General features: G+C 60.2%; 25 protein-coding genes and 1 other RNA gene. 12 read left to right on the forward strand and 14 right to left on the reverse strand.

The window, feature by feature from the left end; translation table 11 throughout:
* Positions 1-8: 8 nt before the first annotated feature.
* The 5 genes from D8779_RS05800 (at position 9) to dctM (ending at position 6,510) form a co-directional block, all read left to right on the forward strand.
* Positions 9-1,823 (forward strand): sensor histidine kinase, encoded by a 1,815-nt coding sequence (locus tag D8779_RS05800; protein WP_136663496.1) that lies wholly within the window; start codon positions 9-11, stop codon positions 1,821-1,823.
* Positions 1,820-3,214, forward strand: coding sequence for a sigma-54-dependent transcriptional regulator (locus D8779_RS05805; RefSeq protein WP_136663497.1), 1,395 nt, complete (start codon positions 1,820-1,822; stop codon positions 3,212-3,214). The genes D8779_RS05800 and D8779_RS05805 overlap by 4 nt, the downstream gene beginning before the upstream one ends.
* A 297-nt stretch (positions 3,215-3,511) precedes the next feature.
* Positions 3,512-4,501 carry a C4-dicarboxylate TRAP substrate-binding protein DctP gene (gene dctP / locus D8779_RS05810; protein ID WP_136663498.1) on the forward strand — a complete coding sequence of 330 codons (990 nt, stop codon included), beginning with the start codon at positions 3,512-3,514 and terminating at the stop codon, positions 4,499-4,501.
* 96 nt (positions 4,502-4,597) lie between these two features.
* Positions 4,598-5,230, forward strand: coding sequence for a TRAP transporter small permease (locus D8779_RS05815; protein ID WP_136663499.1), 633 nt, complete (start codon positions 4,598-4,600; stop codon positions 5,228-5,230).
* Positions 5,227-6,510: a C4-dicarboxylate TRAP transporter large permease protein DctM gene (gene dctM, locus D8779_RS05820; RefSeq protein WP_136663500.1), complete on the forward strand. Its 1,284-nt coding sequence runs from the start codon at positions 5,227-5,229 to the stop codon at positions 6,508-6,510. The genes D8779_RS05815 and dctM overlap by 4 nt, the downstream gene beginning before the upstream one ends.
* Positions 6,511-6,596: 86 nt before the next feature.
* Here dctM and D8779_RS05825 read toward each other — a convergent pair whose 3' ends face one another.
* The 5 genes from D8779_RS05825 to D8779_RS05845 are packed head-to-tail and all read right to left on the reverse strand — an operon-like array spanning position 6,597 to position 11,421.
* A complete protein-coding gene (locus D8779_RS05825) occupies positions 6,597-7,814 on the reverse strand; it encodes a 2-octaprenyl-3-methyl-6-methoxy-1,4-benzoquinol hydroxylase (protein ID WP_167492528.1) in 1,218 nt (405 codons plus the stop codon).
* A gap of 9 nt (positions 7,815-7,823) precedes the next feature.
* Positions 7,824-8,306 (reverse strand): DUF4442 domain-containing protein, encoded by a 483-nt coding sequence (locus D8779_RS05830; RefSeq protein ID WP_136663502.1) that lies wholly within the window; start codon positions 8,304-8,306, stop codon positions 7,824-7,826.
* 3 nt (positions 8,307-8,309) lie between these two features.
* Complete coding sequence (gene ubiH, locus D8779_RS05835; RefSeq protein WP_136663503.1) at positions 8,310-9,497, reverse strand: 2-octaprenyl-6-methoxyphenyl hydroxylase; 1,188 nt, start codon at positions 9,495-9,497, stop codon at positions 8,310-8,312.
* A gap of 1 nt (position 9,498) precedes the next feature.
* The gene (pepP, locus tag D8779_RS05840; protein WP_136663504.1) at positions 9,499-10,833 is read right to left on the reverse strand and encodes a Xaa-Pro aminopeptidase; all 1,335 of its coding nucleotides are present in this window, start codon (positions 10,831-10,833) and stop codon (positions 9,499-9,501) included.
* Between the two features lie 33 nt (positions 10,834-10,866).
* Entirely contained in the window at positions 10,867-11,421 is a 555-nt protein-coding gene (locus D8779_RS05845) for a YecA/YgfB family protein (RefSeq protein WP_136663505.1), read from the reverse strand.
* A 301-nt stretch (positions 11,422-11,722) separates the two neighbouring features.
* On the opposite strand from D8779_RS05845, the gene D8779_RS05850 reads away from it, so the two are divergent.
* The 4 genes from D8779_RS05850 (at position 11,723) to D8779_RS05865 (ending at position 13,101) form a co-directional block, all read left to right on the forward strand.
* Positions 11,723-11,929 carry a TIGR02449 family protein gene (locus D8779_RS05850; protein ID WP_136663506.1) on the forward strand — a complete coding sequence of 69 codons (207 nt, stop codon included), beginning with the start codon at positions 11,723-11,725 and terminating at the stop codon, positions 11,927-11,929.
* Positions 11,929-12,234, forward strand: coding sequence for a cell division protein ZapA (locus D8779_RS05855; RefSeq protein WP_136663507.1), 306 nt, complete (start codon positions 11,929-11,931; stop codon positions 12,232-12,234). The genes D8779_RS05850 and D8779_RS05855 overlap by 1 nt, the downstream gene beginning before the upstream one ends.
* 42 nt (positions 12,235-12,276) lie before the next feature.
* A non-coding RNA gene (gene ssrS, locus D8779_RS05860) (6S RNA) lies at positions 12,277-12,455 on the forward strand.
* 49 nt (positions 12,456-12,504) lie between these two features.
* A complete protein-coding gene (locus D8779_RS05865; protein WP_136663508.1) occupies positions 12,505-13,101 on the forward strand; it encodes a 5-formyltetrahydrofolate cyclo-ligase in 597 nt (198 codons plus the stop codon).
* A gap of 51 nt (positions 13,102-13,152) precedes the next feature.
* Here the strand turns inward: D8779_RS05865 and D8779_RS20910 are convergent, their stop codons facing one another.
* Positions 13,153-13,287: a hypothetical protein gene (locus tag D8779_RS20910; protein WP_276605881.1), complete on the reverse strand. Its 135-nt coding sequence runs from the start codon at positions 13,285-13,287 to the stop codon at positions 13,153-13,155.
* A gap of 173 nt (positions 13,288-13,460) precedes the next feature.
* On the opposite strand from D8779_RS20910, the gene D8779_RS05870 reads away from it, so the two are divergent.
* A complete protein-coding gene (locus D8779_RS05870; RefSeq protein ID WP_136663509.1) occupies positions 13,461-13,910 on the forward strand; it encodes an EVE domain-containing protein in 450 nt (149 codons plus the stop codon).
* A 24-nt stretch (positions 13,911-13,934) separates the two neighbouring features.
* Here the strand turns inward: D8779_RS05870 and D8779_RS05875 are convergent, their stop codons facing one another.
* Complete coding sequence (locus tag D8779_RS05875; protein WP_240789717.1) at positions 13,935-14,309, reverse strand: flagellar basal body-associated FliL family protein; 375 nt, start codon at positions 14,307-14,309, stop codon at positions 13,935-13,937.
* A 203-nt stretch (positions 14,310-14,512) separates the two neighbouring features.
* Between D8779_RS05875 and D8779_RS05880 the strand changes: the two genes are divergently transcribed.
* The gene (locus D8779_RS05880; RefSeq protein ID WP_136663511.1) at positions 14,513-15,490 is read left to right on the forward strand and encodes an NADPH:quinone oxidoreductase family protein; all 978 of its coding nucleotides are present in this window, start codon (positions 14,513-14,515) and stop codon (positions 15,488-15,490) included.
* Between the two features lie 51 nt (positions 15,491-15,541).
* On the opposite strand, the gene D8779_RS05885 is transcribed toward D8779_RS05880, so the two are convergent.
* The 4 genes from D8779_RS05885 to trxA form a co-directional block, all read right to left on the reverse strand.
* A complete protein-coding gene (locus tag D8779_RS05885) occupies positions 15,542-16,510 on the reverse strand; it encodes a CDP-6-deoxy-delta-3,4-glucoseen reductase (protein ID WP_136663512.1) in 969 nt (322 codons plus the stop codon).
* The gene (gene ubiD / locus D8779_RS05890; protein WP_136663513.1) at positions 16,510-17,976 is read right to left on the reverse strand and encodes a 4-hydroxy-3-polyprenylbenzoate decarboxylase; all 1,467 of its coding nucleotides are present in this window, start codon (positions 17,974-17,976) and stop codon (positions 16,510-16,512) included. The genes D8779_RS05885 and ubiD overlap by 1 nt, the downstream gene beginning before the upstream one ends.
* Before the next feature lie 309 nt (positions 17,977-18,285).
* A complete protein-coding gene (gene rho / locus D8779_RS05895; protein ID WP_090254678.1) occupies positions 18,286-19,545 on the reverse strand; it encodes a transcription termination factor Rho in 1,260 nt (419 codons plus the stop codon).
* Between the two features lie 256 nt (positions 19,546-19,801).
* Entirely contained in the window at positions 19,802-20,128 is a 327-nt protein-coding gene (trxA, locus tag D8779_RS05900) for a thioredoxin TrxA (protein ID WP_090241426.1), read from the reverse strand.
* A 279-nt stretch (positions 20,129-20,407) separates the two neighbouring features.
* Here trxA and ppx point away from each other — a divergent pair, with 279 nt between their 5' ends.
* Complete coding sequence (gene ppx, locus D8779_RS05905) at positions 20,408-21,910, forward strand: exopolyphosphatase (protein WP_136663514.1); 1,503 nt, start codon at positions 20,408-20,410, stop codon at positions 21,908-21,910.
* Between the two features lie 24 nt (positions 21,911-21,934).
* On the opposite strand, the gene ppk1 is transcribed toward ppx, so the two are convergent.
* The 3 genes from ppk1 to D8779_RS05920 form a co-directional block, all read right to left on the reverse strand.
* Positions 21,935-24,139 carry a polyphosphate kinase 1 gene (gene ppk1 / locus D8779_RS05910; protein ID WP_136663515.1) on the reverse strand — a complete coding sequence of 735 codons (2,205 nt, stop codon included), beginning with the start codon at positions 24,137-24,139 and terminating at the stop codon, positions 21,935-21,937.
* Between the two features lie 18 nt (positions 24,140-24,157).
* Positions 24,158-25,171: a porphobilinogen synthase gene (hemB, locus tag D8779_RS05915; RefSeq protein ID WP_136663516.1), complete on the reverse strand. Its 1,014-nt coding sequence runs from the start codon at positions 25,169-25,171 to the stop codon at positions 24,158-24,160.
* A 246-nt stretch (positions 25,172-25,417) separates the two neighbouring features.
* Complete coding sequence (locus D8779_RS05920; protein WP_136663517.1) at positions 25,418-26,653, reverse strand: sterol desaturase family protein; 1,236 nt, start codon at positions 26,651-26,653, stop codon at positions 25,418-25,420.
* Positions 26,654-26,709 lie beyond the last annotated feature (56 nt).

Here is a 26,709-nt window from a genome sequence, read left to right on the forward strand (position 1 = left end):
GTAAGCGCATGCCCACCCCGCTACCCCACCCTCGCCGTCCACGCTGGAGAAGCCTAGGCGTTCTTGTCTTGCTGCTGGTGCCGCTACTGTGGCCACTGCAACACTTGACCGAGCGCTACTACCGCGCGGTGCTGGCCGAGCAAAATAGGCAAACCCTCGATCTCTACGTGGCCAACTTGTTGGGGACCCTGCGCCGCTATGAAGTTTTACCGCCCATCCTGGCGGATCTACCGGCCTTGCGCAGCGCACTGCAAAGCCCCGAGCAACCCCAGCTGCGCACGACGGCCAACCACTTACTCAGCCAGATCCGCCAGCAAACGGGGGCCGACGTTATCTACCTGATGGGCACCGATGGCACCACCCTGGCCGCGTCAAACTGGCAGCAGGAAGACTCCTTCGTTACGCGTAACTTCTCCTATCGCCCCTACTTTCGCGAGGCCATGCAGGGCCGTACCGGGCGCTTTTTTGGGTTGGGCACGACTTCCGGCAAGCGCGGCTACTTCTTTGCCGCGGCCATTCGCGAGGGCGAAAAAATCCTCGGCGTTATGGTGGTTAAAGTTGACCTCGATCACACCGAAACCCTGTGGGGCAAACGCCCGGAGCATCTGCTCGTCACCGACAACTACGGCGTGGTCATTCTGACCTCGCAAGCCGATTGGCGCTTTCACGCCACCCGCGAATTGGATAACGCCGAACGGGCGGCGATTGCCGATACGCAGCCCTATCGCATCCAGTCGCCACCGCCTCTGCAACTCAACCCCAAGGCCTGGCTGCGTCAGGGCCAACAACTCAATGAGATCGGCTGGACAGTCAGCATCCTCACCCCGCGCTCACAACTCGATCAACCGGTGCGCACCACCCTGGCGGTCGGCGGCAGCACCCTATTGGCGTTGATTCTGCTGATTGGCTTGTTGATGCAGCGCCGCCGCCATTATTTGGAACGCATCGCCCTCGATACCCAAGCCCGGCAACAGCTGGAGCAGCGCGTATTGGAGCGCACCTTGGATCTGGAGCGGCTCAACAGCCGGCTAAAGCAGGAAGTACTTGAACGCGAACAGGCGCAGCAAGAGCTGGTGCAGGCCCAGGACGAACTGGTACAGGCCAGCAAGCTGTCTGCGCTAGGCACCATGAGTGCCAGCATCAGCCATGAGCTCAACCAACCGTTGGCGGCGATCCGCAGCTACGCCGATAACGCCGGTGTGCTGCTCGACCATCAGCGCAGCGACGATGCCCGCGCCAACCTCAAGCTGATCAGCCAGCTCACCGAGCGCATGGCTTCGATTATTTCGCACCTGCGCGCCTTTGCTCGTCGCGACCGTCACGCGCCAGAAAGTGTCGCCCTGCAACCCGCCCTCGACGACGCCCTGGCGATGCTGGCTAAGCGCCGCCGCGCCATGGACGTGGAGCTGATCCGCGACCTCCCGGACGCTACCCTGTGGGTTCAGGCCGGTGAAACCCGCCTGCGCCAAGTGCTCGGCAACCTGCTGGCGAACGCCCTCGACGCCCTGAGTGAAGTGCCGCAACCACGCCGCCTATGGTTAAGCGCCGAACGCAGCGACTACGGCGTTGAACTGCACCTGCGTGACAACGGCCCAGGGTTTAGCCAAGACGCGCTGCAACGTGCCCGCGAGCCATTCTTTACCACCAAGACCAGCGCCCAAGGCCTCGGCCTGGGCCTGGCCATTTGCGATACCCTGATGCGTGCCCTGGGTGGTGAACTGTTGTTCGCCAATCACCCCAACGGCGGTGCACAGCTGACCCTGCGTTTGCGTGCGGCAGATCAGGGCATCAAACCGCAGTCGCCAGAGGACTTTGTTGTATGAGCATGATCGACTCCCGCACCCAGGTGCTGCTGATCGACGACGACCCCCACCTGCGTCAGGCGCTGAGCCAAACCCTCGACCTGGCCGGGCTCAAGGTCAGCAGCCTGGCCGATGCCCATGGCGTAGCGGCGAAAATCGAGCACGACTGGCCCGGCGTGGTGGTCAGTGACATCCGCATGCCCGGCATCGACGGCCTGCAACTGCTGCAGCAACTGCAAGCGCAGGATGCAGAGCTGCCGGTGCTGCTGATTACCGGTCACGGCGATGTCCCCCTGGCCGTGCAAGCCATGCGCGCCGGGGCTTATGACTTTCTGGAAAAACCCTTCGCCAGCGATGATCTGCTCGACAGCGTGCGCCGCGCCCTCGACGTGCGGCGTCTGGTACTGGATAACCGCAGCCTGCGCATGGCTTTGGCCGACCGCCATACCCTGTCGGCGCGCTTAGTTGGGCAGTCGCCGGCCATGCTGCGCTTGCGCGAACAGATCGGTGCCCTGGCCAGCATCAACAGTGACGTGCTGATCCTCGGTGAAACCGGCGCGGGCAAGGAGGTGGTCGCCCGTGCCCTGCACGACCTGTCGAGCCGACGTAACGGTCCGTTTGTGGCGATCAACGCCGGCGCCTTGGCGGAATCGGTGGTGGAAAGCGAGCTGTTCGGCCACGAACAAGGCGCGTTCACCGGCGCATCGAAACGCCGCATCGGTAAGTTCGAGTTTGCCAACGGTGGCACCCTATTCCTCGATGAAATCGAAAGCATGAGCCTCGATGTTCAGGTCAAACTGCTGCGCCTGTTGCAGGAGCGAGTGGTCGAGCGCCTGGGCGGCAACCAGCAGATTGCGCTGGATATCCGGGTAATCGCCGCCACCAAGGAAGACCTGCGTCAGGCCGCCGATCAGGGGCGTTTTCGCGCCGACCTGTATTACCGCTTGAATGTTGCGCCGCTGCGCATTCCGGCCCTGCGCGAACGCGGCGAGGATGCCTTGCTGCTGTTCCAGCACTTTGCCGAAGCCGCCAGCAGCCGCCACGGCCTGCCTGAGCGCAACCTGCAACCCAGCCAACGGGCGGCCCTCCTGCGCCATCCCTGGCCGGGCAACGTGCGTGAATTGCAGAATGCCGCCGAACGTTTTGCCCTCGGCCTGGAGTTGGACCTCGACCTGCAAGCCAATGTGGCACCCGTGCCTGAACTGGACAGTGGCAGCAACAGCGGCCTGAATGCGCAAGTGGAGGCGTTCGAGCGCAGCCTGATCAGCGCCGAACTGGGGCGCACTCACGGCTCGCTACGCAGCCTGGCAGAAGCCCTTGGCGTGCCACGTAAAACCCTGCACGACAAACTGCGCAAGCACGGGTTGAGCTTCGCTGATATTGGCGGAAGCTCGCCAGACAACCTCGATTAGTTGGCGGTTTTCCGCCAACACCCACCCCCACCCCGCCCTCGCGGGGCTGTGATACGTCTTGTAATAACTCGCTGAGCCTTTCTGCCACGGGGCTTCCCCCGTAATCAAGCCGGCCCGAGCAGCGCCTGGCATGGCGGTTGCTCTAGCCTAACCCAAGCGAATACTCACGCTCTTGCTCGGGCCATCGCGGCCCGGCGTCCGCCACTTTCTGGTAGGCCGCCTAAACTTGAGCATGTTCGCCCGACTTGTCGCGCCACGGCGCATCTCACCCAGTACAAAAACAAGAGGAAAGACTCCATGTTCAAACTGACTGCCAAAGCGCTTGCCTGCGCCCTGTCGCTGAGCATCGCCGGCATGGCCCAAGCGGCCGATCCGATCGTGATCAAGTTCTCCCACGTGGTCGCCGACCATACCCCCAAAGGCCAGGGCGCTGCGCTGTTCAAGAAGCTCGCCGAAGAGCGTCTGGGCGACAAGGTCAAGGTCGAGGTCTACCCGAACTCCTCGCTGTTCGGCGATGGCAAGGAAATGGAAGCACTGCTGCTCGGTGACGTGCAGCTGATCGCCCCATCGCTGGCCAAATTCGAGCAGTACACCAAGCAAATCCAGGTCTTCGACCTGCCGTTCCTGTTCCAGGACATGGCCGCTGTCGACCGCTTCCAGTTGAGCCCAGAAGGTCAGGCCCTGCTGAAATCCATGGAAGAAAAGAACATCACCGGGCTGGCTTACTGGCACAACGGCCTCAAGCAGCTGTCCGCCAACAAAGCCCTGCGTGAGCCGAAAGATGCCCGCGGCCTGAAGTTCCGCGTGCAGGCCTCCGCCGTACTGGAAGAGCAATTCAAGGCAGTAAAAGCCAACCCACGCAAAATGAGCTTCGCCGAGGTTTACCAAGGCTTGCAGACCGGCGTGGTTAACGGTGCAGAGAACCCTTACTCGAACATCTACAGCCAGAAGATGCATGAAGTGCAGAAGTTCATCACCGAATCCAACCACGGTGTACTGGACTACATGCTGATCACCAACACCACGTTCTGGAACGGCCTGCCTGCAGACGTGCGCAGCGAGCTGGACAAGATTCTGGTGGAAGTGACTGCCGAGGTGAACAAGCAAGCTGGCGCGCTGAACGATGGCGACAAGCAGCGCATCCTCGACGCGAAAACCACCGAGATCATCACTCTGACACCTGAGCAGCGTGCTGAGTGGCGTGCCGCCATGAAGCCGGTATGGGGCAAGTTCGAAGCGGAAATCGGGGCAGACCTGATTAAAGCGGCTGACGCCGCCAACCAGTAAGGCCGAACGGGCCGCTCTGCGGCTCGCATTCACCTTCACTGAGCACCCGGGCCACTGTGCCCGGGTGTACCGCCCATCACTCTGGAGACTCTAATGATGAACGCCTTGCGGCGCGTCTGGGACCACTTCGAGGAAGCCTTTATTGCTTTCCTGCTGGCTACCATGACGCTGGTGACCTTCGTCTACGTGATCCTTAACAACCTCTACACGCTGTTCTATACCCTGGCCGATCGCTGGGAGGGCAGCAGTGAGTTCTTCTTCGCCATTGGCGACAGCATTCTCGGCATGGCCCAGTCGATGACCTGGAGCATTGCCCTGACCAAGGCGTTATTCGCCTGGTTGATTTTCTTCGGCCTGGCCTACGGTGTGCGTACTGCAGGCCATATCGGTGTCGATGCGCTGGTAAAACTGGCGAGCAAACCGGTGCAACGGGCTATCGGCCTGATCGCCTGCCTGTGCTGCCTGGGCTATGCCGGGCTGATAGCCGTGGCCAGTTTCGACTGGGTGAAAACCCTGTTCACTGCCGGCATTGGCGCCGAGGACCTCGGTCATTACGGCGTCATGCAATGGCACATCACCCTGATCGTGCCGTTCGGTTACGCCATGGTATTTATCCGTTTCTCTGAAATCTTCATACGCATTCTGCGCAATGAGCAGACCGGCTTAGGCCTGGCCGATGAAGCGGCCGACGCACTGAAGATCAATGAACACGGGGAGCACAAGCAATGACCATTCTGTTCCTCTTTTTCCTGCTGTTTTTGCTGATGTTTATTGGCGTGCCGATTGCTGCCTCCCTGGGCCTGGCCGGCTCAGTGACCATCATGCTGTTCAGCCCGGACTCGGTGCGCTCGCTGGCGATCAAGCTGTTTGAAACCTCCGAGCACTACACCCTGCTGGCCATTCCGTTCTTCCTGCTCTCGGGCGCCTTTATGACCACCGGCGGTGTGGCCAAGCGTTTGATTGATTTCGCCAACGCCTGCGTCGGTCATATCCGTGGCGGCCTGGCGATTTCCGCCGTCATGGCCTGCATGCTGTTCGCCGCCCTGTCCGGTTCATCGCCGGCCACAGTTGCGGCGGTCGGCTCGATTGCCATCGCCGGCATGGTGCGCTCCGGTTACCCGCAAGCCTTTGGCGCCGGCATCGTGTGTAACGCCGGCACGCTGGGTATTCTGATTCCGCCGTCGATCGTGATGGTGGTGTACGCCGCGGCGACCGAGCAATCGGTGGGCAAGCTGTTTATGGCCGGCGTCGTGCCGGGCTTACTGCTGGGCGTAGCGCTGATGGTGGCGATCTATATCGTCGCGCGGAAGATGAACCTGCCGGCCATGCCGCGCGCCACCCTGCGTGAATTCCTGCGCTCGGCCCGCGAGGCGATCTGGGGTCTGCTGTTGATGGTGATCATCCTCGGTGGTATCTACACCGGCATGTTTACCCCGACTGAAGCAGCCGCTGTGGCAGCGGTCTATGCCGGTTTCGTCGCGCTGTTTGTGTACAAAGACCTGACCATCCGCGAGTGCCCCAAGGTGCTGCTGGACTCCGGCAAGTTGACCATCATGCTGATGTTCATCATCGCCAACGCCATGCTCTTCGCCCACGTACTGACCACCGAGCAAATCCCTCAGACCATCACCGCCTGGGTGATTGAGATGGGCTTGCAGCCATGGCAGTTCCTGCTGGTGGTGAACATCGTGCTGCTGGTGGCCGGGGCCTTTATGGAGCCGTCGGCGATCATCCTGATTCTTGCGCCGATCCTCTTCCCGATTGCCGTGCAGCTGGGCATCGACCCAATTCACCTGGGCATCATCATGGTGGTGAACATGGAGATCGGACTGATCACCCCGCCGGTGGGGCTCAACCTGTTCGTTACCTCAGCCGTGACCGGGATGCCGTTGACCGCCGTGGTGAAAGCGGCTTGGCCATGGCTGATGCTGCTACTGGGTTTCCTGATGATCATCACTTACATCCCTGCCGTATCCATGGCCTTGCCCAGCTGGCTGGGCATGAACTGACAGCGACTCCGTGTGTATTTCCCTACACACTTTCAGCCCGGCCTTGGTGCCGGGCTTTTTTTGCCTGTCACTAAACGGGCTGGCCGCTATAGCCGCGCCAACTCGGGTAAGTCCCCCGACAACCCCAGCGCCTGACGCACAAACAGCGCTTTGGCTTCCGGCAAGCCGTCCACCCAGTTCAAACCGCTGTTACGTAGCAAGCGCAGCGGCAATGGGTCGGCCTGGAACAACCGCTCGAAGCCTTCCATCGCTGCCATCATCGCCAGGTTGTGCGGCATGCGCCGACGCTCGTAACGGCTGAGCACCTTCACATCGCTCAGACGCTCGCCGCGTTGTGCGGCATGCAACAGCACCTCGGCCAGCACCGCGACATCGAGAAAGCCCAGGTTGACGCCCTGCCCGGCCAACGGGTGAATGCTGTGCGCCGCATCGCCAATCAGCGCCAGGCCGTCTTCGATATAGCGCTTGGCGTGGCGCTGACGCAGCGGGATGCACAAACGCTTATCAATGTGCAGCACCTCACCCAGGCGATGCTCGAAAGCAAAACCCAGGGCGCGGCGGAAACCGGCTTCATCCAGCGCCATCAGCCGTTCGGCTTCGCTCGGAGTCACCGACCAAACAATGGAGCACCAATGCTCACCCTCAGGACCAACCAGCGGCAGAAAGGCCAGCGGCCCGTCATCGGTGAAGCGCTGCCAAGCAGTCGCTTGATGCGGCTTGGCGCAACGCACACTGGTGACGATGGCGTGATGCAGGTAATCCCATTCACGGGTGGCGCAACCCGCCAGCCGGCGCACGGCCGAGTTGGCCCCGTCGGCGGCAACCAGCAACGGCGCACGCAGCTCACGGCCATCGGTCAGGGTCAGCAACCAGTCATCGCCGGAGCGGCGCAGTTGCTCCAGGCGCGCATTGGCCAGCAGGCCAATCGGGCTGTCGTGCAAGCGCTCCAGTAGCGCATCTTGCACCACACGATTCTCAACGATATGACCGAGGGTTTCGGCGTGCACGCTGGCGGCGCTGAAATGGATCTGCCCGGTGCCAGAACCGTCCCACACCTGCATCTCGCCGTAAGGGCTGGCGCGCCGCGCGACGATACCCTGCCACACGCCCAGACGCTCAAGAATGCGCTGGCTGGCACCCGACAAGGCACTGACTCGCGGCTCGAATGCGGCTTGCGAATCAAAGGGGTTGACGCTCAGCGGGCCGCCATCAACCAGCAGGACTTCCAGCCCCTGATCTTGAAGGGCCAACGCCAAAGCGCTGCCAACCATTCCAGCGCCGACGATGATCAAATCTGCGTGCATATCCATTCCTTAGGCGGCCTGTCGGACGCGCGGCTTGAGCCGCACGTAGAGCGTTTTGTGCACGCGCGCCACCAGGGTGCCGCTGCCGTCGCGCACGTCCACATGCAGCTCGGGCAAGTACTTGTCACCGCCTGCGGTGTGCGCGCGAATGTCATCAAGCAGCGTTTGCTCGATGCTGAAGTTGGCATACACCGGACCGGTGCCAGGGGCGATAAAGTCGATCCGCGCGGCTTTGTCCCAGACAATAAAATCGCGCCCGAGGTTTTCCATGATCATCAGCATAAAGAACGGGTCAGTCATCGAATACAGGCTGCCGCCAAACTGGGTGCCGACATAGTTGCGGTTATACCAGCCAAGGCCCATTTTCACCTGCACGTGGCGAAAGTCCGCGCTGATCTGCCGCACCCGTACACCGGCGCCTAAGTAAGGCGGATACAAGTTCATCGCCCAGCGCAGCAGCCGCGCTTTGCGCGCCAATTTATTCGCGGGCATGCATCAATGCTCCGAGCGGGTGCCGAGGCCCATGGCCTGGCGCGCGAACCAGCGTTTCGCCGGTGGAAGCAGATCCAGGCCCAGTAGACCGAGAGTGCGCCCGGCCGCCAGCAGCGGCTGACCGGTGCTGAATAGCCGGGTGACCTGATCGGAGAAACCCACGGTCAGCTGTTGATCGCTCTGCTGGCTGCTCAGGTAGCGCTGCAGGGTGGCCAGATCGCCGAGCGGCGCAGTGCTCGCCATTAGGGTCTCAGCCAGCACCCAGGTATCACGCAGCGACAGGTTATAGCCCTGCCCCGCAATCGGATGCAGGCTGTGCGCGGCATTGCCCAGCACCACCAGATGCTGGCGCACCTGCTCTTGGGCTGCGGTCAGGGCCAGCGGGTAAAGGTGTCGCGCGCCAATTTGACGCAAGCTGCCCAGGCGATAACCAAACGCCTGCTGCAACTCAGCGAGAAACGCCGCATCGTCCAGCCCCATTAACCGCTCGGCCTCGTCTGTCGCGCGCGTCCACACCAGTGCACAGCGGTTATCTGCCAGCGGCAACAGGGCCATTGGCCCCTCTTCGGTAAAGCGCTCGAAGGCCAGACCATTGTGCGCGTCTTGCGGGCTGACGTTGGCGATCAGCGCGCTCTGCCCATAAGGCGTATTACTGACGGTAATGCCCAGTTGCTCACGCAGGCCGGAGCGACCGCCCTCGGCCATAATCGCCAGGTTGCATTCGAGCTCGCTGCCATCGTCCAGGGTCAGGCGGTAGCCATCGGCCAAGGCCTGCATACGCGTGACCTGAGCCGGGCTGCGCCAACTCACCACCTGCTGATCCAGCGCCTGCCACAGGCATTCACCGAGCCAGGCGTTTTCCACCACGTAGCCCAGCGCCGGCACGCCTTCTTCCTCGGCGCTCAGGCGCGCAGCCGCAAAACGGCCACGGTCGGAAACATGGATTTGTTTGATCGGCTCGGCGCGCTGACTGATCTGCGACCACAGGCCGAGGCGCTGATAAATCTGCTGCGAGCCGAACGACAAGGCGGTGGAGCGCGCGTCATAACTGGGCTGATAACCCGCACCCGGCGTGAACGGCTCAATCAGGCAAATGCGCCAACCGCGCAGCCGAGCTTCGGCCTGCAACGCCACGGCCAGGCTGGCACCGACCAGGCCGCCGCCGACAATCGCAATATCCACTCGCGGCATACTAAGCCGCCGCGCTGCGAGCGGCCGCCATCAGCGCTTCAATCTCGGCCACGGTTTTTGGCACGCCGTTGGTCAGAATCTCGCAGCCGTTCTTGGTCACCACTACATCGTCTTCGATGCGCACGCCAATGCCGCGCCACTTCTTTGCCACATCCAGGTTGTCCACGGCGATATAGATGCCCGGTTCAACGGTCATGGCCATACCGACTTCCAACTCACGCCATTCGCCGCCGACCTTGTACTCGCCGACATCGTGCACGTCCATGCCCAGCCAGTGGCCGGCGCGGTGCATGTAGAAAGGTTTATAGGCCTCAGTGGTGATCAGTTCGGCAACCTCACCTTGCAGCAGGCCCAGCTCCACCAGCCCAGCGGTGATCACCTGCACTGTGGCTTCGTGGGCCTGGTTCCAGTGCTTGCCGGGGCCGATTTGCTTGAACGCGGCTTCCTGGGATGCCAGCACCAGCTCGTAGATAGCTTTTTGCTCAGGCGAGAACGTGCCACTGACCGGGAAGGTACGGGTGATATCGCTGGCATAGCAGTCGATCTCACAACCGGCATCGATCAGCACCAAGTCGCCATCTTTCAGCACTGCGTCATTCTCACGGTAATGCAGAATGCAGGCGTTCTTACCGGCCGCGACGATAGAGCCGTAAGCCGGCATCTTTGCTCCGCCCTTGCGGAACTCGTAATCCAGTTCGGCTTCCAGGTGGTACTCAAACAGCCCGGCTCGGCTGGCCTGCATGGCGCGCACGTGGGCGCGGCAGGAGATATCTGCCGCTTCCTTCATGACTTTGACTTCCGCCGCCGACTTGTACAAACGCAAGTCGTGCAGCAGGTGTTCGAGGGTGATGAACTCATTGGGTGGGGTCGCACCCTGGCGCGCTTTGGAGCGGATCACGTTGATCCACTCCATCAGCTGGCGATCGAACTCATGATTAGTCCCCATGGACGAGTAGACCCGGTCACGCCCTTCGATCAGGCCCGGCAGGATGTCGTCGATGTCGCCAATCGGAAACGCATCATCGGCGCCGTACTGGCTGATCGCGCCATCCTGGCCGGCACGCAGGCCATCCCACATCTCGCGCAGCGGGTCACGCTCACGACAGAACAGCACGTACTCACCATGCTCACGGCCGGGAATCAGCGCAATCACCGCCTCCGGCTCGGGAAAGCCGGAGAGGTACTGAAAGTCGCTGTCCTGGCGGTAGATGTGCTCAACATCGCGGTTACGGATATACACCGGCGCCGCCGGCAGAATCGCGATGCTGTTGGGTTCCATCTGCGCCATCAGCGCCTTGCGCCGACGGGCGTATTCCGACTTGGGGATGCTGATCATGGGCAGGTTAAGTCCACTTCTATGGGATGAGAATCAATGCAGCGACGGTTTTACCGCCGCCACCTCAGGCTTGGCGCACTCGCTGAACAGCAGCAGCGGCGCAACGCGCAAGTACTCCATCACTTCCATGTAGTCGCTCTCACCGTCTTCGGATTCTTCCAGGGCATTCTGCACCTGGGAAATCGCCGCGAGGTCTTGCAGCACTTCCATGGCCTCAGCGCTCAGGGCGCTGTCACGGGCAGTCAGCCCAAAGCCACCGAGGAAGCCCTGGCACCATTGCCCCAGCGCCACGGCACGCTCACTCAGCGGCGCCTCGTCGTTAGGCAATAACAGCACCACGGTGACATCGGTACTGGTCAGTTCGCTCTTAACCATTTCCTGCAGACCGATCAGCGCCTGGCGCACAGTGTCTTGCGGGGCAGCACCGAGCAGCTCGGCGGCATCCACTAACCAGGCGTCGATTTCAAAGCCCGCACCGGCGCAGCTGCGACCGAGTAGAAGACCATGCAGCTCGGCGGGGGAAACGGTGTGGCCACTGCTAACCAGCAGGGCGGTAAAAGCGGAGTACGGCGAAGTTGAAGTTGGCATAGATAACTAGGCGCCAAGCGGCGCAATCACTAGAATGGAGGCCTTGTATCCTAGCACTGGCAAGCACGCCAAGACTATTCAAGCGGCTCGACGGAGCGCACACAGACAGACGCGAGCCCAGCGTAAAAATTGCCACCCCGTGAACTGCGGGTGAATTGCATCAACCTCTAACGCGCCGATCTGCCCCACACTACCAAACGCGCCATTCGCCAGCACGCGACACCGCTTGGCACTGTCGAAGACGCCTTAAAGACGCTATTTTCACCTGCCAGCCCACTCACCTAGCCACGAGTAGAGAACCATGGAAGACGTCGACCTGCAGGCTCTTACAACCAAGCTGGACTTGCTGATCCAGCGTGTTGAGCAGCTCAAGGCGCAAAACCGACAGCTTCTGAAAGGCGAAAAGGCCTGGCGCGAAGAGCGCGCCCATTTAATTGAAAAGAACGAAATGGCCCGGCACAAGGTCGAATCCATGATTTCGCGCCTCAAAGCCCTGGAGCAGGATTAATGACCCAGTCGAATACCTTGACTGTCCAGATTCTGGACAAAGAATATTGCATCGCTTGCCCAAGCGATGAACGCAGCAATCTGGAAAGCGCCGCGCGCTACCTGGACGGCAAGATGCGGGAGATCCGCTCAAGCGGCAAAGTCGTCGGTGCCGACCGCGTTGCCGTGATGGCAGCCCTGAACATCACCCACGACCTATTACACAAACAGCAACACCTTGACCAACAGGCCGGCGCCAACCGTGAACAGGTGCGTAGCCTGCTTAATCGCGTCGACAACGCGCTGGCTCAGGACACCGATGAGTAAGGCGGCTGATTGCACGCGGGAGGTTTCGGGTATACTGGCCACCGCTCCCTGGAGTGTGCGCCAGTTGGTCATGTCCCTGAGCCGATTCGCACAACCCCGGAGGTTGCACGTTGAGACCGGTGTGCATGTCCGCCTGACGGAAAGCCTTAACGTCTCCTGCAACTTCCACCTTGAACTTTCGGGTTCAAGGGCTAAGCCGACAGCGGCACGTCGGGGAGTCACTCTTTCCAGCCGGTTGCCCGTCCGCGGCAATCGCCGCAGCAATAAGCCATGCTCGATACAACAGCGCTAAGTCGCGCGCAGCTTCGTCGTAAGTTGCGTGCGCAGCGCCGCGCGCTTAGCCGCCAAGCCCAAAAACAGGCCGCCCTCGGGCTATATAAACAACTGGCGCAACACCCGCTATTTCGCCGCGCGCAGCACATTGCCTTGTACCTGCCCAATGACGGCGAGATCGACCCACGCCCGCTGCTACGCGCAGCGCAACAGCGTGGCAAGGCGACCTACTTGCCAGTACTCAGCCCATGGCCGCGGAGCAAGATGGTGTTTCAACGTATCCGCGCCGGTGAACCCTTGCTGAAGAACCGTTTGGGTATTTACGAACCAAGGCGCAACTGCAAAACGCAGCGCAAAGTCTGGACACTGGATTTAATGCTATTGCCGCTGGTCGGCTTTGACCGCCACGGTGCACGTCTGGGTATGGGCGGCGGGTTTTATGATCGCAGCCTGGCCTACCGCAGCATGCGCAAAAATTGGCACAATCCGACGTTACTCGGCCTTGCCCATGAGTGTCAGCAGGTGGATCGACTGGCCATGGCCAGCTGGGATGTGCCACTGCAAGCCACAGTGACGGATAAGGCGTGGTATTGATTCAGACTTGTCGTACAGGCTGTACCGCGCTCCCTGCGGTACTCGGCTGGCTCAATCAGCTGCTTGCGACTGGCTGATGGGTGCACCGGCCGGACGGTCCCACAGACTCTGGGTATAACCGGTAGTGACCACGCCAAGACTGAACAAAATGACCAATACCCACAACACATCTGGTTTACGTTTCATTGAATGCCTCCCCCTTGCAAGGCATAGCGCACGCTGTATACGCGGCGATTATTTTTATGGATCCCACAGCAGCGTCCGTTTACACGCGCCGGTATACAAAATAGCAGTACACCGCGCACTACACGCGTAAACAGCTCCGCCCGCTAAAGGACTTAATTACAGGAGCAAAGTTCATGCCTTATTGGCTAATGAAGTCAGAGCCCGACGAACTCTCGATCCATGACCTGCAGCGCTTGCAACACGCGCGCTGGGATGGCGTGCGTAATTATCAGGCGCGTAACTTCCTGCGCAGCATGCAACCAGGGGATCTGTTTTTCTTCTACCACTCCAGCTGCCCAGAACCAGGTATCGCCGGAATTGCCCGCATCAACGCGCCGCATTATCCAGACCCCACCGCGCTAGAGCCTGGCAGCCACTACTTCGATGCCAAGGCCAGCACGGCCAAGAATCCTTGGAGCGCAGTTGATGTAGCCTTTGTTGAAGCGTTCAAGCGGGTCATTCCACTGGCCCAGCTAAAAACCCAGAGTGCCTTGCTGGAATTACCGCTGGTGCAAAAGGGCAGCCGCCTATCGGTCATGCCGGTCAGCACCGAAGAATGGGCAGCCGTTCTAGCACTGCGCTGAAATAGGGCATGACTGGGCGAGCACTTACTGAATGATCAGGTTGTTGAACAGTAGATCCTCAACCAGCGGTTTACCTTCCTCCTGAGTAAGCACGTCTTGTACCTGCTTGAGCGCTTCGGCCCGCAGCTTTTCCCGAGAGTCGGGAGCCGCCATAGCAACCTCGGTTTGCTGGGAGAACAGCATGACCAGCTGATTGCGAATCAGTGGCTCATGATGTTTGACCTTCGCTTCTACGTCAGCCCCGGTCACCCGTAGAGACAGGTCAGCTTTGAAGAACTTGAGCTTGGGGCCTTCACCAAAATTGCCCACGAGCGCCGGCACTAGGGTGACATAGGACACCACCGGGGCGGCCCCTTCTTTGCCTTCCTCGGCTTCTTTGTCGCTCGAAGCCTGCGCCATCAACGGCAGGGACAGGGCCAACAGCAATGCGATCCAGGCTTTCACAGGCGGTATTCCTCAAGAGTTCAGCCCCTAGCATAGCCACAGTCAGGCGGCGGCCCAAGCCCCAAGCTTATGCAGAACCATCAGGCACAAGCATGCTCGTTGACCGGGCACCACCCGCACCTACACTGCATGACCATTAACCGCAGAGGAAAAGCCCGATGAAAGCCGTGCTGTGCAAAGCCTTCGGCCCCGCCGAAACCCTCGTATTGGAAGAAATCGCCAGCCCCGAAGCGAAGAAGAACGAAATTCTGCTCGACGTGCATGCGGCCGGAGTCAACTTTCCCGACACCCTAATCATCGAAGGCAAATACCAGTTCAAACCGCCCTTCCCGTTCTCACCAGGCGGCGAAGCCGCTGGCGTGGTCAGCGCGGTCGGTGAAAAAGTCAGCCACTTGAAAGTCGGCGACCGGGTGATGGCTCTCACGGGGTGGGGTAGCTTCGCCGAGCAGGTCGCGGTACCGGGCTACAACGTCATGCCGATCCCATCAAGCATGGACTTCGCCAGCGCTGCCGCCTTCGGCATGACTTACGGCACCTCGATGCATGCGCTCAAGCAGCGCGCCAATCTTCAGCCAGGGGAAACCCTGCTGGTGCTCGGTGCATCCGGTGGCGTGGGCCTAGCCGCCGTGGAAATCGGCAAAGCCATGGGCGCCAAAGTCATCGCCGCCGCGAGCAGCGCCGAGAAGCTTGAAGTGGCCAAGGCCGCTGGCGCCGACGAGCTGATCAACTACAGCGAGAGCAACCTCAAGGATGAAGTGAAACGTCTGACCGGCGGCCAGGGCGCGGACGTGATTTACGATCCCGTCGGCGGCGACCTGTTCGATATGGCCATCCGCAGCATCGCCTGGAACGGCCGCCTACTGGTGGTTGGTTTCGCCAGCGGGCGTATCCCCGAGCTGCCCGTCAACCTGACGTTGCTCAAGGGTGCTGCCGTGGTCGGCGTCTTCTGGGGTGCTTTCGCCCAGCGCCAGCCACAGGACAACGCCGCCAACTTCCAGCAATTGTTTGCCTGGCACGCCGAGGGCAAGCTCAAGCCGCTGGTGTCACAAACCTTCCCGCTGGCGCAGGCTGCAGACGCAATCAACATGTTGGGTCAGCGTAAAGCCGTAGGCAAAGTGGTCGTGACGGTACGTTAAGTACGCCACATCAAAAAAGCCGCCCGAGGGCGGCTTTTTTGATTCTTTCGACTAACCGCGCGGCGCGTAGGCAAATACGTCCGCACGCATCTGTTGAGCATCCATACCGGCCTCAACCAAGGCATCCAGAGTGGCATAGACCATCGCCGGCGAACCGCTGGCGTAGACGTGCAGCGTATTAAGATTGGCGAAGTCTTCACGCACCGCCTCGTGCAGCAGGCCGCAGCGGCCCTGCCAGCCGCACTGATCACTAACCACTTGGTGCAGAAATAGATTGGGCACTTGCTGCCACTTTGCCCAATGTTCCAAGGCGTAAAAATCCTCCGGACGGCGCGCCCCCCAGTACAGATGCACCGGATGAGCAAAACCGCTGGCGCAGCAATGCTCAATCAAACTGTGCATCTGCGCCATACCTGTGCCGGCGGCAATCAATACCAGCGGGCCATCCGGCAACTCGGCCAGGTGAGTATCACCAAACGGCATCTTCACCCGCACCAGGCCACTACGGCGCAACTCGGCGATCAGGCTGACTGTGGCCTCATCGCGAGCCAGCACATGCAACTCCAGCTCACGCCCACTGTGCGGGGCCGAGGCCAGGGAGAAGGCCGCGTAATCGTCAGCATCGCGCTGCAGCAGCAGGTATTGCCCGGCGTGATAGCGCGGCACCTTACCGGCCGGGGCGTTCAGGCGCAGGCGGAACACATCGCCGCCCAGCTCATCGCAGCCGACCACTTGGCAAGCCAGCTCGCGCACCGGTAACTCACCGGGCGCGAGCACGCCATCCCAGTGCAGCACACAGTCCTGCAACGGCTCGGCCAGGCAGGTAAACAATTCGCCGTGGTCCAGCTCAACACCACTCTGCTGCACACGCCCCTCCACCAACAGCGCTGCGCAGATATGGCAATTGCCATTGCGGCAGCTCTGCGGACAGTCGTAACCCAAACGCCGGGCGGCATCGAGAATGCGCTCGCGGGGCTGCACGTCAAGTACGACACCCGAAGGGTTCAGGGTGACTTTCATCAATCAATTCCCAACTCAGACCACAGCGCATCAACGCGCTGTTTGACCGCTTCATCTTGAACGATAGCCCGGCCCCACTCGCGAGTGGTTTCGCCTGGCCATTTGTGCGTGGCATCCAGGCCCATCTTCGAGCCAAGGCCAGAGATCGGCGAGGCGAAGTCGAGGTAGTCAATCGGCGTATTGTCGATCAGCACCGTGTCGCGCTTAGGGTCCATGCGCGTGGTAATGGCCCAGATCACGTCATTCCAGTCCCGTGCGTTGATATCGTCGTCAGTGACGATAACGAACTTGGTGTACATGAACTGTCGCAAAAACGACCAGACACCCAGCATTACGCGTTTGGCGTGGCCGGGGTATTGCTTCTTGATGGTCACCACCGCCATGCGATACGAGCAGCCTTCCGGCGGCAGGTAGAAGTCGGTGATTTCCGGGAACTGCTTCTGCAGAATCGGCACGAACACTTCGTTCAATGCCACGCCGAGAATGGCTGGCTCATCCGGCGGACGTCCGGTGTAGGTGCTGTGGTAGATCGGTTTCTGCCGACGGGTAATGCGCTCGACGGTAAACACCGGGAAGCTATCGACCTCGTTGTAGTAACCGGTGTGATCACCATAGGGACCTTCGGGAGCCATCTCGCCTGGATGAATCACGCCCTCAAGAACGATCTCGGCACTGGCTGGAACTTGCAGATCGCTGCCCCGCGCCTTGACCAACTCGGTACGGTGGCCACGCAATAACCCGGCAAAAGCATATTCAGACAAGGTGTCGGGTACCGGCGTGACCGCTCCAAGAATGGTGGCTGGGTCAGCACCCAACGCCACCGCCACGGGATACGGGCGGCCTGGATACTTCTCGCACCAATCGCGAAAATCCAACGCACCACCACGGTGGCTGAGCCAGCGCATTATCACCTTGTTGCGACCAATAACCTGCTGACGGTAGATACCAAGGTTCTGCCGCTCTTTATTTGGGCCCTTGGTAATGGTCAGGCCCCAGGTGATCAGCGGGCCGACATCGCCCGGCCAGCAGGTTTGCACGGGCAGCTTGCCAAGGTCGACATCATCACCCTCTTCAACCACTTCCTGGCAGGGCGCGTCTTTCAGCACCTTCGGCGCCATAGAAAAGACTTTTTTATAGATCGGCAGCTTCGACCAGGCATCTTTCAGCCCTTTCGGCGGCTCAGGCTCTTTGAGGAAAGCCAGCAGTTTGCCGATTTCGCGCAGTTCGCTGACCTCTTCTGCGCCCATGCCCAAGGCGACGCGCTTGGGCGTACCAAACAGGTTTCCCAGCACCGGCATATCAAAGCCGGTAGGGTTTTCGAACAGCAATGCGGGACCGCCTTTACGCAGGGTGCGGTCGCAGATTTCGGTCATGTCCAACACCGGGGAAACCGGCGTCTGGATGCGTTTGAGTTCGCCGCGCTGTTCCAGGCCGCGAATAAAATCGCGCAGATCACGATACTGCATGCAGATGCCTCGTTTCGGGCCGAACAATGGGGCGCAAAGTTTAGCGCCGAACTCGGTCTTTCAGAAGGGAAAGCCAATATCCAGAGACACAAAAGCCGGGCGTGCCCGGCTTTTGTAATTAGCGCATATTTAGGATCGTAGCGAGCGAAGGTGAGGCAAGGCGAAAACAGGCGAAGAAGTGGAGTGTACTTTTGTACATGAGCATGACTCGCTCCGCTCACCCCTTCGGGGCCGCACTAAAGTGCGTTAGCCGCAAGCAGCTTTCTGAGTCTGTTTTTAACGCCGCATCACCGAGCGCAGTAGATCCCCTTACTTACGCTTCATCGACTGGAAGAACTCTTCGTTAGTCTTGGTCGCTTTCAGCTTGTCGGTGAGGAACTCGATGGCAGCAATTTCATCCATCGGGTGCAGCAGCTTGCGCAGAATCCACATGCGCTGCAGTTCATCATCGGCGGTCAACAGTTCTTCGCGACGGGTGCCGGCGCGGTTGATGTTGATCGCTGGGAACACACGCTTCTCGGCGATCCGACGGTCGAGTGGCAGCTCCATGTTGCCGGTGCCTTTGAACTCTTCGTAGATCACTTCATCCATCTTCGAGCCGGTTTCTACCAGCGCGGTAGCGATGATGGTCAGCGAACCGCCTTCTTCGATATTACGCGCGGCACCGAAGAAGCGTTTCGGCTTCTCCAGAGCGTGGGCGTCAACACCACCGGTGAGGACCTTGCCGGAGCTTGGGATCACGGTGTTGTAGGCACGCGCCAGACGGGTGATGGAGTCGAGCAGGATGACTACATCCTTCTTGTGCTCAACCAGGCGCTTGGCCTTCTCGATCACCATTTCGGCCACTTGTACGTGGCGAGTTGGCGGCTCGTCGAAGGTCGAAGCAACCACTTCGCCGCGCACGGTGCGCTGCATTTCGGTCACTTCTTCCGGGCGCTCGTCGATCAGCAACACGATCAGGTGGCACTCGGGGTTGTTGCGCGCAATATTGGCCGCGATGTTCTGCAGCATGATGGTTTTACCGGCTTTCGGCGGTGCCACGATCAGGCCGCGCTGGCCCTTGCCAATCGGCGCGCACAGGTCGATCACGCGACCGGTGATGTCTTCGGTGGAGCCGTTACCGGCTTCCATGACCAGACGCTTGGTCGGGAACAGCGGCGTCAGGTTCTCGAAGAGAATCTTGTTCTTGGCATTTTCCGGGCGGTCGTAGTTGATGGTGTCAACTTTGAGCAGCGCGAAGTACCGCTCGCCTTCTTTCGGCGGGCGGATCTTGCCGACAATGGTATCGCCCGTGCGCAAGTTGAAGCGGCGGATCTGGCTCGGCGAGACGTAGATGTCATCGGGGCCAGCGAGGTATGAGGCATCCGCAGAGCGGAGAAAGCCGAAACCGTCCTGGAGAATCTCCAGCACGCCATCACCGGAGATTTCCTCACCGCTTTTAGCGTGTTTTTTCAACAGGGAGAAAATCACGTCCTGCTTACGCGAACGGGCCATGTTTTCCAGGCCTTGTTGTTCAGCGAGTTCCAGCAGTTCGGTAATCGGCTTTTGCTTGAGTTCGGTCAGATTCATAGGAATGACGTAATTCATAAGGGAGGGGAAATAAGCTATTTAGCTTGGGAGCCCGCGCCGCAGAGAAGGCGAGTTGATCGCCTGCTGATGTATCGAAGGATTCGGATAGGAATGCGTCGGCGACGGCTTGCAGGGGGCTGCATAGGAAATGCAGCGAGGCCGAATGTAACACCGGTTTTATTCATACGTCTAGCGCCCAAACAGAAAAAAGCCCCGCAATGTGCGGGGCTTCTAGTGCTTATTGCCGCCTGAACGCTTAGATGTTGCTGTCGAGGAAAGCCGCCAGCTGCGATTTGGACAATGCACCAACTTTGGTCGCTTCAACGTTGCCGTTCTTAAACAGCATCAGGGTCGGGATGCCGCGCACGCCGAACTTTGGCGGGGTGTCCTGATTTTCATCGATGTTCAACTTACACACTTTCAGCTTGCCCTGGTAGGTCTGGGCGATCTCATCGAGCACCGGCGCGATCATCTTGCACGGGCCGCACCACTCAGCCCAGTAGTCGACCAGCACAGGGCCCTCGGCCTGAAGTACATCCTGATCGAAGCTGGCATCGCTGACATTGGTGATGAATTCGCTCATGGAAAGTCTCCGTGTTCAGAAGCAAAAGATGGGCGACATCATAGCCCGGCTTTCCCCACACAGGAAGGCGATGGCAATTGAGCTTATCTATCGCTTGAACACAAAGAAGGCGCACAGACGCCCATGCCGCAATTTATTCAGACAGCCGGCAAGCCCAGCCCTAACGCTGCGTGTGCGCTAGCACATCAGCCTAGGCGCGGGCCTGCGACATCAGTATGCGTTGGCGAGGCCCGCCTATCGTGGCACGATGACGCGGTTACGCATTGAGATGGTTCTGCCATGCCGCATACCCCTGCCGAGTCTTTTCCTTTGATTGCAGCTATCGACCTGGGCTCCAACAGCTTCCATATGGTGCTGGCCAAAGCCGATCACGGCGAGATCCGCATCCTTGAGCGCCTCGGCGACAAGGTCCAGCTAGCCGCTGGCATCGACGAGCAGCGCCTGCTCAGCGAAGAGGCGATGGTGCGCGGGCTCGACTGCCTGCGCCGCTTCGCCCAACTGACCGCCAGCCTGCCGGAAGGAGCAGTGCGCGTGGTCGGCACCAATGCCCTGCGCGAGGCGCGTAATCGTGACGAGTTTATCCGCCGCGCCGAAGAAATCCTCGGCCATCCGGTTGAAGTCATCTCCGGGCGTGAAGAGGCCCGACTGATCTACCTCGGCGTCTCGCACAGCATCGCCGATACACCCGGCAAGCGCCTGGTCGCCGACATTGGCGGCGGCAGCACCGAGTTCATCGTCGGTCAGCGTTTCGAGCCGCTGCTGCGCGAAAGCCTGCAAATGGGCTGCGTGAGTTACACCCAACGCTTCTTCAGGGATGGCAAGATCACCCCGGCCCGCTACGCCCAGGCCTACACGGTGGCGCGCCTCGAAATAATGGGCATCGAACACGCGCTACGCCGACTGGGCTGGGAAGATGTGGTCGGCGCATCCGGCACCATCAAGGCCATCGGCCTGACCATCCAAGCGGCGGGTCTCGGTACGGGCGAGGTCAACGTCGAGGGACTGGCCTGGCTGAAGCGCAAAGTTTTCAAGATTGGCGAGGCGGAAAAACTCGACCTCGACGGCATCAAGCCGGATCGACGGGGTATTTTCCCGGCAGGATTGGCGATTCTCGAAGCCATTTTCGACGCCTGTAATATTCAACGCATGAGCCATTCAGAAGGCGCACTGCGCGAAGGCGTGCTGTATGACCTGCTGGGTCGCCACCAACATGAAGATGTGCGCGAGCGCACCCTCAGCTCGCTGATGGAGCGCTACCACGTCGACCTTGAGCAGGCCGCAAGAGTCGAGAGCAAGGCGCTCTCGGCGCTGGACAGCGTCGCCCAGGACTGGCAATTGCAGGACGACTGGCACCGCGAGCTGCTCCGCTGGGCGGCCAAAGTGCATGAAGTCGGCCTGGATATCGCCCACTACCAGTACCACAAGCATGGTGCCTACTTGGTCGAGCACTCGGATTTATCCGGTTTCTCGCGCCAGGATCAACAGATGCTGGCGCTTCTGGTGCGCGGCCATCGGCGTAATATCCCCAAAGACAAATTTGCCGACTTTGGCGCGGAGGGCGTAAAGCTGATCCGCCTGTGCGTGCTGCTGCGCTTCGCCATCCTGTTTCACCACATTCGTGGCACCCAGGAAATGCCCAACGTGCAGCTCAAGGCCGCTGGGCAACGCCTGGAGATTCAGTTCCCGCAAGACTGGCTGGAAAACAACCCGCTAACCCAGGCCGACTTCACCCAGGAAGCGGAGTGGCTCAAACGTATCGGTATCGAACTGAGCGTGAGCTGACGCTCACGCCCTCTGCTGCTCTGTTTATCGTGCACTGATCAGCGGTGCGGTGAGCTTCTCCAGCAAACCAGCCTGCGCGCTGCGCGGGTTCTGGTTGCCACTGGGGCTGATGCGCAGATAACGCCCATCCGATTGCAGCACCCAAGCCTGGGTGTTGTCGGTGAGGTAGCTTTCCAGCTCCTTCTTGACCCGCAGAATCAGCTTCTTGCCCTCCACCGGGAAGCAAGTCTCGACACGCTTATCCAGGTTGCGCTCCATCCAGTCGGCGCTGGACAGGTAAATCTGTTCTTCGCCGCCATTGGAGAAATAGAACACCCGCGTGTGCTCAAGGAAGCGGCCGATGATCGAGCGCACGTGAATGTTGTGCGAGACCCCGGCAATACCAGGCCGTAGGCAGCACATGCCGCGCACCACCAAATCGATCTTCACCCCAGCCTGGCTGGCCTTGTACAGCGCGCGGATGATCTTGGCATCGGTCAGTGAGTTGAACTTGGCCATGATATGCGCCGGTTTGCCTTCGGCCGCCTGCGCGGTCTCACGGGCAATCATGTCGAGCAGGGTCTTTTTCAGCGTGAACGGCGCGTGTAGCAGCTTCTTCATGCGCAGGGTCTTGCCCATGCCGATCAGCTGGCTGAACAGTTTGGAAACGTCCTCACCGAGCGCCACGTCAGCGGTGAGCAGGCTGTAGTCGGTGTACAGCTTGGCGTTGCCGGCGTGATAGTTACCGGTGCCAAGGTGCGCGTAGCGGACGATGTCGCCGTTCTCACGGCGCAGAATCAGCATCATTTTGGCGTGGGTCTTGAAACCGACCACGCCATAGATCACCACCGCGCCGGCCGCTTGCAGACGACTGGCCAGCGCCAGGTTGGACTCTTCGTCAAACCGCGCACGCAGCTCGATGACCGCGGTGACTTCCTTGCCGTTACGCGCGGCGTCGACCAGCGCATCGACAATTTCCGAGTTGGCTCCGGAGCGGTAGAGGGTCTGTTTGATCGCCAGCACGTGCGGGTCTTTCGCCGCCTGGCGCAGCAAATCGACCACTGGCGTGAACGACTCGAAGGGGTGCAGCAAGAGGATGTCCTGCTTGCTGACCACACTGAAAATGTTCTCGGCGTTCTGCAACAGCTTGGGAATCACCGGCGTAAAGGGGGTGTATTGCAGCTCGGGATGACTTTCCAGGCCGGTAATACTGAACAGGCGCGTCAGGTTGACCGGACCATTAACCCGATACAGCTCACTCTCGCTCAAGTTGAACTGCTTGAGCAGGTAATCGAGCAAGGGGCGTGGGCAAGAATCCACCACCTCTAAACGCACAGCATCACCGTAACGGCGGCTGAATAACTCGCCGCGCAGGGCGCGGGCCAGGTCTTCGACGTCCTCGGTGTCCACCGACAGATCGGCGTTACGGGTCAGGCGGAATTGATAGCAGCCCTTGACCTTCATGCCCTGGAACAGGTCATCGGCGTGGGCATGGATCATTGAGGAGAGGAACACGTAGTTGGCGCCGGGGCCACCCACATCCTCCGGCACCTTGATCACCCGGGGCAGCAAGCGCGGCGCTGGGATGATCGCCAAACCCGAGTCACGGCCAAAGGCATCGACGCCTTCCAGCTCGACGATAAAGTTCAGGCTCTTGTTCACCAGCAACGGGAACGGGTGCGTCGGGTCGAGGCCAATCGGGGTGATGATCGGCGCGATCTCATCACGAAAATAGCGCCGTACCCAGGCCTTATGCTTGGTGGTCCAGAAGCGCCGGCGGATAAAGTTGACGTTATGCTTGGCCAGCGCCGGGAACAGGTTGTCGTTAAGAATCGCGTATTGGCGCTCGACCTGCTCGTGCACCAGCTCGGCAATCCGCGCCAGGGCCTGATGCGGTTGCAAGCCATCGGCGGCGGCCTGTTCGCGAGCGAAGGTGATCTGTTTCTTCAGGCCGGCCACACGGATCTCGAAGAACTCATCCAGGTTGCTGGAAAAAATCAGCAAGAACTTCAGCCGCTCCAACAACGGATAGGACTCATCCAGCGCCTGTTCCAGCACGCGGATATTGAATTGCAGCTGCGACAGTTCGCGGTGGATATACAGGCTGCTGTCATCCAGGTTGTGCACCACAACAGGCGCCGGAGCGACGGGCACAGGAACTTCAACAACAGGGGCTTCCACGGCTACAACCTCATCGACGACCGGTTGGGCGTCTTGCAATTCAGGGGCACTGAGTCCTTCGGTGTTCATTACAAAATCCTGGCGGGGCTAGTGCCCCTGCTTCAACAGTTCTGCCGCGCGCACGGCGAAATAAGTCAGGATGCCATCGGCACCCGCACGTTTGAAGGCGGTCAGTGATTCAAGAATCACCGCTTCGCCCAACCAACCATTCTGGATCGCCGCCATATGCATGGCGTACTCACCGCTGACCTGATAGACAAAGGTCGGCACTTTGAATTCCGTTTTAACCCGATAGAGGATGTCCAGATAGGGCATGCCTGGTTTGACCATGACCATATCCGCGCCCTCGGCCAAGTCGGCAGCCACCTCATGCAAGGCTTCATCGCCATTGGCCGGGTCCATCTGGTAGCTGGCTTTGTTGGCCTTACCCAGGTTGGCCGCCGAACCGACCGCATCACGAAACGGGCCGTAGTAAGCGCTGGCGTACTTAGCCGAGTAGGCCATGATGCGTACATTAGTGTGATCGGCCAGTTCCAGTGCTTCGCGAATCGCCTGTACACGGCCATCCATCATGTCTGACGGTGCGACTACTTGTGCGCCTGCGTCAGCATGGGACAGCGCCTGCTTGACCAGCGCATCGACGGTGATGTCGTTCTGCACATAACCGTCGGCGTCGAGAATGCCGTCCTGACCGTGGGTGGTGAACGGGTCCAGCGCTACGTCACTGATCACCCCCAACTCGGGGAATTTCGCGCGCAGGGCACGGATCGCACGCTGGGCAATACCCTCAGGGTTCCAGGCCTCTTCAGCCAGCAGGGATTTCTTCTCCAGCGGCGTCACCGGGAACAGCGCTAGCGCCGGAATACCCAACGCCACCCAATGCTCGGCCTCTTGGAGCAGCAGGTCGATGGACAGACGCTCGACACCAGGCATCGAGGCAATCGCTTCACGGCGGTTTTCGCCATCGAGGACGAACACCGGCAAAATCAAGTCATCGACACTCAGCCGATTCTCACGCACCAGACGTCGAGAAAAATCATCACGGCGATTACGGCGCAAACGAGTGGCGGGAAACAGGCGACTGGCAGGGGTAAAGCTCACGGCAGGCTCCGAAGCCCGTAGCGACGGGCGAGTGTGACAGTTATAAGCGGCCATTATGACCAAAGTATGACAGCGCACGACAGCACTGCGACCGCGTGCCGCAAGCGCAACCAGCATAGCGCCGCCACTATGGCGAAAATATGTTGCACGCGCATGCGTCCATACGCGCTTTCTCGAGCCTGAAAGCATAACGGTGGAGCAGGCCCGCGCCTGTCCACCGTTATGGGGCCCCACCATGAAGAGCTGTCAGGCCGCAACGGCACCCTGCCCACGCGGCGTCCAGAACAGCGCCCCGAGGCTCAGGAGGCTGTAAGCCAGTAGCAACGCCCAAATCAGCGGCTGGGCCGGTAGCAGGCCCACTTGCAGTGCCAGCCAGGCCAACGGCAGATTCAACAGCAAACGCAGCACTTCAAGGCGTTTGGCACTGGGGCGGTTTTCCAGCCAGATGCCAATGATGTACAGGCCCACCGCCATCCAGGTCACGCCCAACAGCGTTTGCGCCAGGCTCAGCTCGCCGCCCATGCCCAGCAGCAACGTGCCGCCCGCCACATAGAGGCTGAACTGCACGCCGGCGTAGAGCTTCTGCGCCAAGCTTAGCGGCACATCGAATTTGACGAACTGGCTCAGGTCCGGCTTGCTCTGCGGGTACTTGGCCGCCACATCGGCCGGGCGCCAGCCGGTGCGCATAAACCAGATGCGCAACTTGTCCCACCCGGACTCGGCGCGCACCGCATCACGCCACAGCGCCACATAAAACTGCGCATTGGCCCACAGCGGGTCCCAGCTGGCCAGCGGCGTTGTTACCCCGAAGATCACCGGCTCCTCGTCCAGCTCTTCCTGGAAGGTGCCAAATAAACGGTCCCAGAGAATGAACACACCGCCGTAATTGCGATCCATATAGACAGTATTCTGCGCATGGTGCACGCGATGATTGGACGGTGTAATAAACACCCACTCAAACCAACCCAGCTTAGGGATATGACGGGTGTGCACCCAAAACTGATAGAGCAGATTCAGCGCCGCCACGGTCAGAAACACCAGCGGCGGCACGCCGGCTATCGCCATTGGCAGGTAGAAAATCCAGCCAAAGATAAACCCAGTGCTGGTCTGACGCAGCGCGGTGGAGAGGTTGTAGTCCTCGCTCTGGTGATGCACCGAATGCGCGGCCCACAGCACGTTTCGCTCATGGCCCAGGCGATGGTTCCAGTAGTAACAAAAGTCATAGAAGACAAAGGCCAGCAACCAGACCCACAAACTATCGGAAGAAAGCTCAAACAACGCCAACTGTTGCCAGGCCAAGGTGTAGGTCAGCAGACCCACGGCCTTGGTCAACAGCCCCACGGTGGTGGACAGCACACCGGCGCTGAGGCTGTTGATGGCATCAGAGAAGCGATAGGTGCTGAGCCCGCGCCAACGGTCAAACAACAGCTCCAAGGCAATCAGTACAAAGAAGAAGGGTACGGCGTAGAGGATGTAATTCATGGTTTCACCCGTTGTATAGAACCGCCATATCGCTGCACGCGGCTAACGGCTAGGAT

This window comes from Pseudomonas leptonychotis (assembly GCF_004920405.1).
Lineage (GTDB): Bacteria > Pseudomonadota > Gammaproteobacteria > Pseudomonadales > Pseudomonadaceae > Aquipseudomonas > Aquipseudomonas leptonychotis.

What these genes read in the sequence shown, in the direction of transcription:
- ppk1 (WP_136663515.1), bottom strand. Translation starts at nt 24,139, where the DNA reads ATGAACACCGAAGGACTCAGTGCCCCTGAATTGCAAGACGCCCAACCG.
- D8779_RS05800 (WP_136663496.1), top strand. Translation starts at nt 9, where the DNA reads ATGCCCACCCCGCTACCCCACCCTCGCCGTCCACGCTGGAGAAGCCTA.
- trxA (WP_090241426.1), bottom strand. Translation starts at nt 20,128, where the DNA reads ATGAGCGAATTCATCACCAATGTCAGCGATGCCAGCTTCGATCAGGAT.
- D8779_RS05855 (WP_136663507.1), top strand. Translation starts at nt 11,929, where the DNA reads ATGACCCAGTCGAATACCTTGACTGTCCAGATTCTGGACAAAGAATAT.
- D8779_RS05870 (WP_136663509.1), top strand. Translation starts at nt 13,461, where the DNA reads ATGCCTTATTGGCTAATGAAGTCAGAGCCCGACGAACTCTCGATCCAT.
- ubiD (WP_136663513.1), bottom strand. Translation starts at nt 17,976, where the DNA reads ATGCAGTATCGTGATCTGCGCGATTTTATTCGCGGCCTGGAACAGCGC.
- D8779_RS05830 (WP_136663502.1), bottom strand. Translation starts at nt 8,306, where the DNA reads ATGCCCGCGAATAAATTGGCGCGCAAAGCGCGGCTGCTGCGCTGGGCG.
- pepP (WP_136663504.1), bottom strand. Translation starts at nt 10,833, where the DNA reads ATGATCAGCATCCCCAAGTCGGAATACGCCCGTCGGCGCAAGGCGCTG.
- D8779_RS05885 (WP_136663512.1), bottom strand. Translation starts at nt 16,510, where the DNA reads ATGAAAGTCACCCTGAACCCTTCGGGTGTCGTACTTGACGTGCAGCCC.
- D8779_RS05865 (WP_136663508.1), top strand. Translation starts at nt 12,505, where the DNA reads ATGCTCGATACAACAGCGCTAAGTCGCGCGCAGCTTCGTCGTAAGTTG.
- D8779_RS20910 (WP_276605881.1), bottom strand. Translation starts at nt 13,287, where the DNA reads ATGAAACGTAAACCAGATGTGTTGTGGGTATTGGTCATTTTGTTCAGT.
- ppx (WP_136663514.1), top strand. Translation starts at nt 20,408, where the DNA reads ATGCCGCATACCCCTGCCGAGTCTTTTCCTTTGATTGCAGCTATCGAC.
- D8779_RS05815 (WP_136663499.1), top strand. Translation starts at nt 4,598, where the DNA reads ATGAACGCCTTGCGGCGCGTCTGGGACCACTTCGAGGAAGCCTTTATT.
- dctM (WP_136663500.1), top strand. Translation starts at nt 5,227, where the DNA reads ATGACCATTCTGTTCCTCTTTTTCCTGCTGTTTTTGCTGATGTTTATT.
- D8779_RS05845 (WP_136663505.1), bottom strand. Translation starts at nt 11,421, where the DNA reads ATGCCAACTTCAACTTCGCCGTACTCCGCTTTTACCGCCCTGCTGGTT.
- D8779_RS05805 (WP_136663497.1), top strand. Translation starts at nt 1,820, where the DNA reads ATGAGCATGATCGACTCCCGCACCCAGGTGCTGCTGATCGACGACGAC.
- D8779_RS05880 (WP_136663511.1), top strand. Translation starts at nt 14,513, where the DNA reads ATGAAAGCCGTGCTGTGCAAAGCCTTCGGCCCCGCCGAAACCCTCGTA.
- D8779_RS05920 (WP_136663517.1), bottom strand. Translation starts at nt 26,653, where the DNA reads ATGAATTACATCCTCTACGCCGTACCCTTCTTCTTTGTACTGATTGCC.
- D8779_RS05875 (WP_240789717.1), bottom strand. Translation starts at nt 14,309, where the DNA reads ATGGCGCAGGCTTCGAGCGACAAAGAAGCCGAGGAAGGCAAAGAAGGG.
- ubiH (WP_136663503.1), bottom strand. Translation starts at nt 9,497, where the DNA reads ATGCCGCGAGTGGATATTGCGATTGTCGGCGGCGGCCTGGTCGGTGCC.
- dctP (WP_136663498.1), top strand. Translation starts at nt 3,512, where the DNA reads ATGTTCAAACTGACTGCCAAAGCGCTTGCCTGCGCCCTGTCGCTGAGC.
- D8779_RS05850 (WP_136663506.1), top strand. Translation starts at nt 11,723, where the DNA reads ATGGAAGACGTCGACCTGCAGGCTCTTACAACCAAGCTGGACTTGCTG.
- D8779_RS05825 (WP_167492528.1), bottom strand. Translation starts at nt 7,814, where the DNA reads ATGCACGCAGATTTGATCATCGTCGGCGCTGGAATGGTTGGCAGCGCT.
- rho (WP_090254678.1), bottom strand. Translation starts at nt 19,545, where the DNA reads ATGAATCTGACCGAACTCAAGCAAAAGCCGATTACCGAACTGCTGGAA.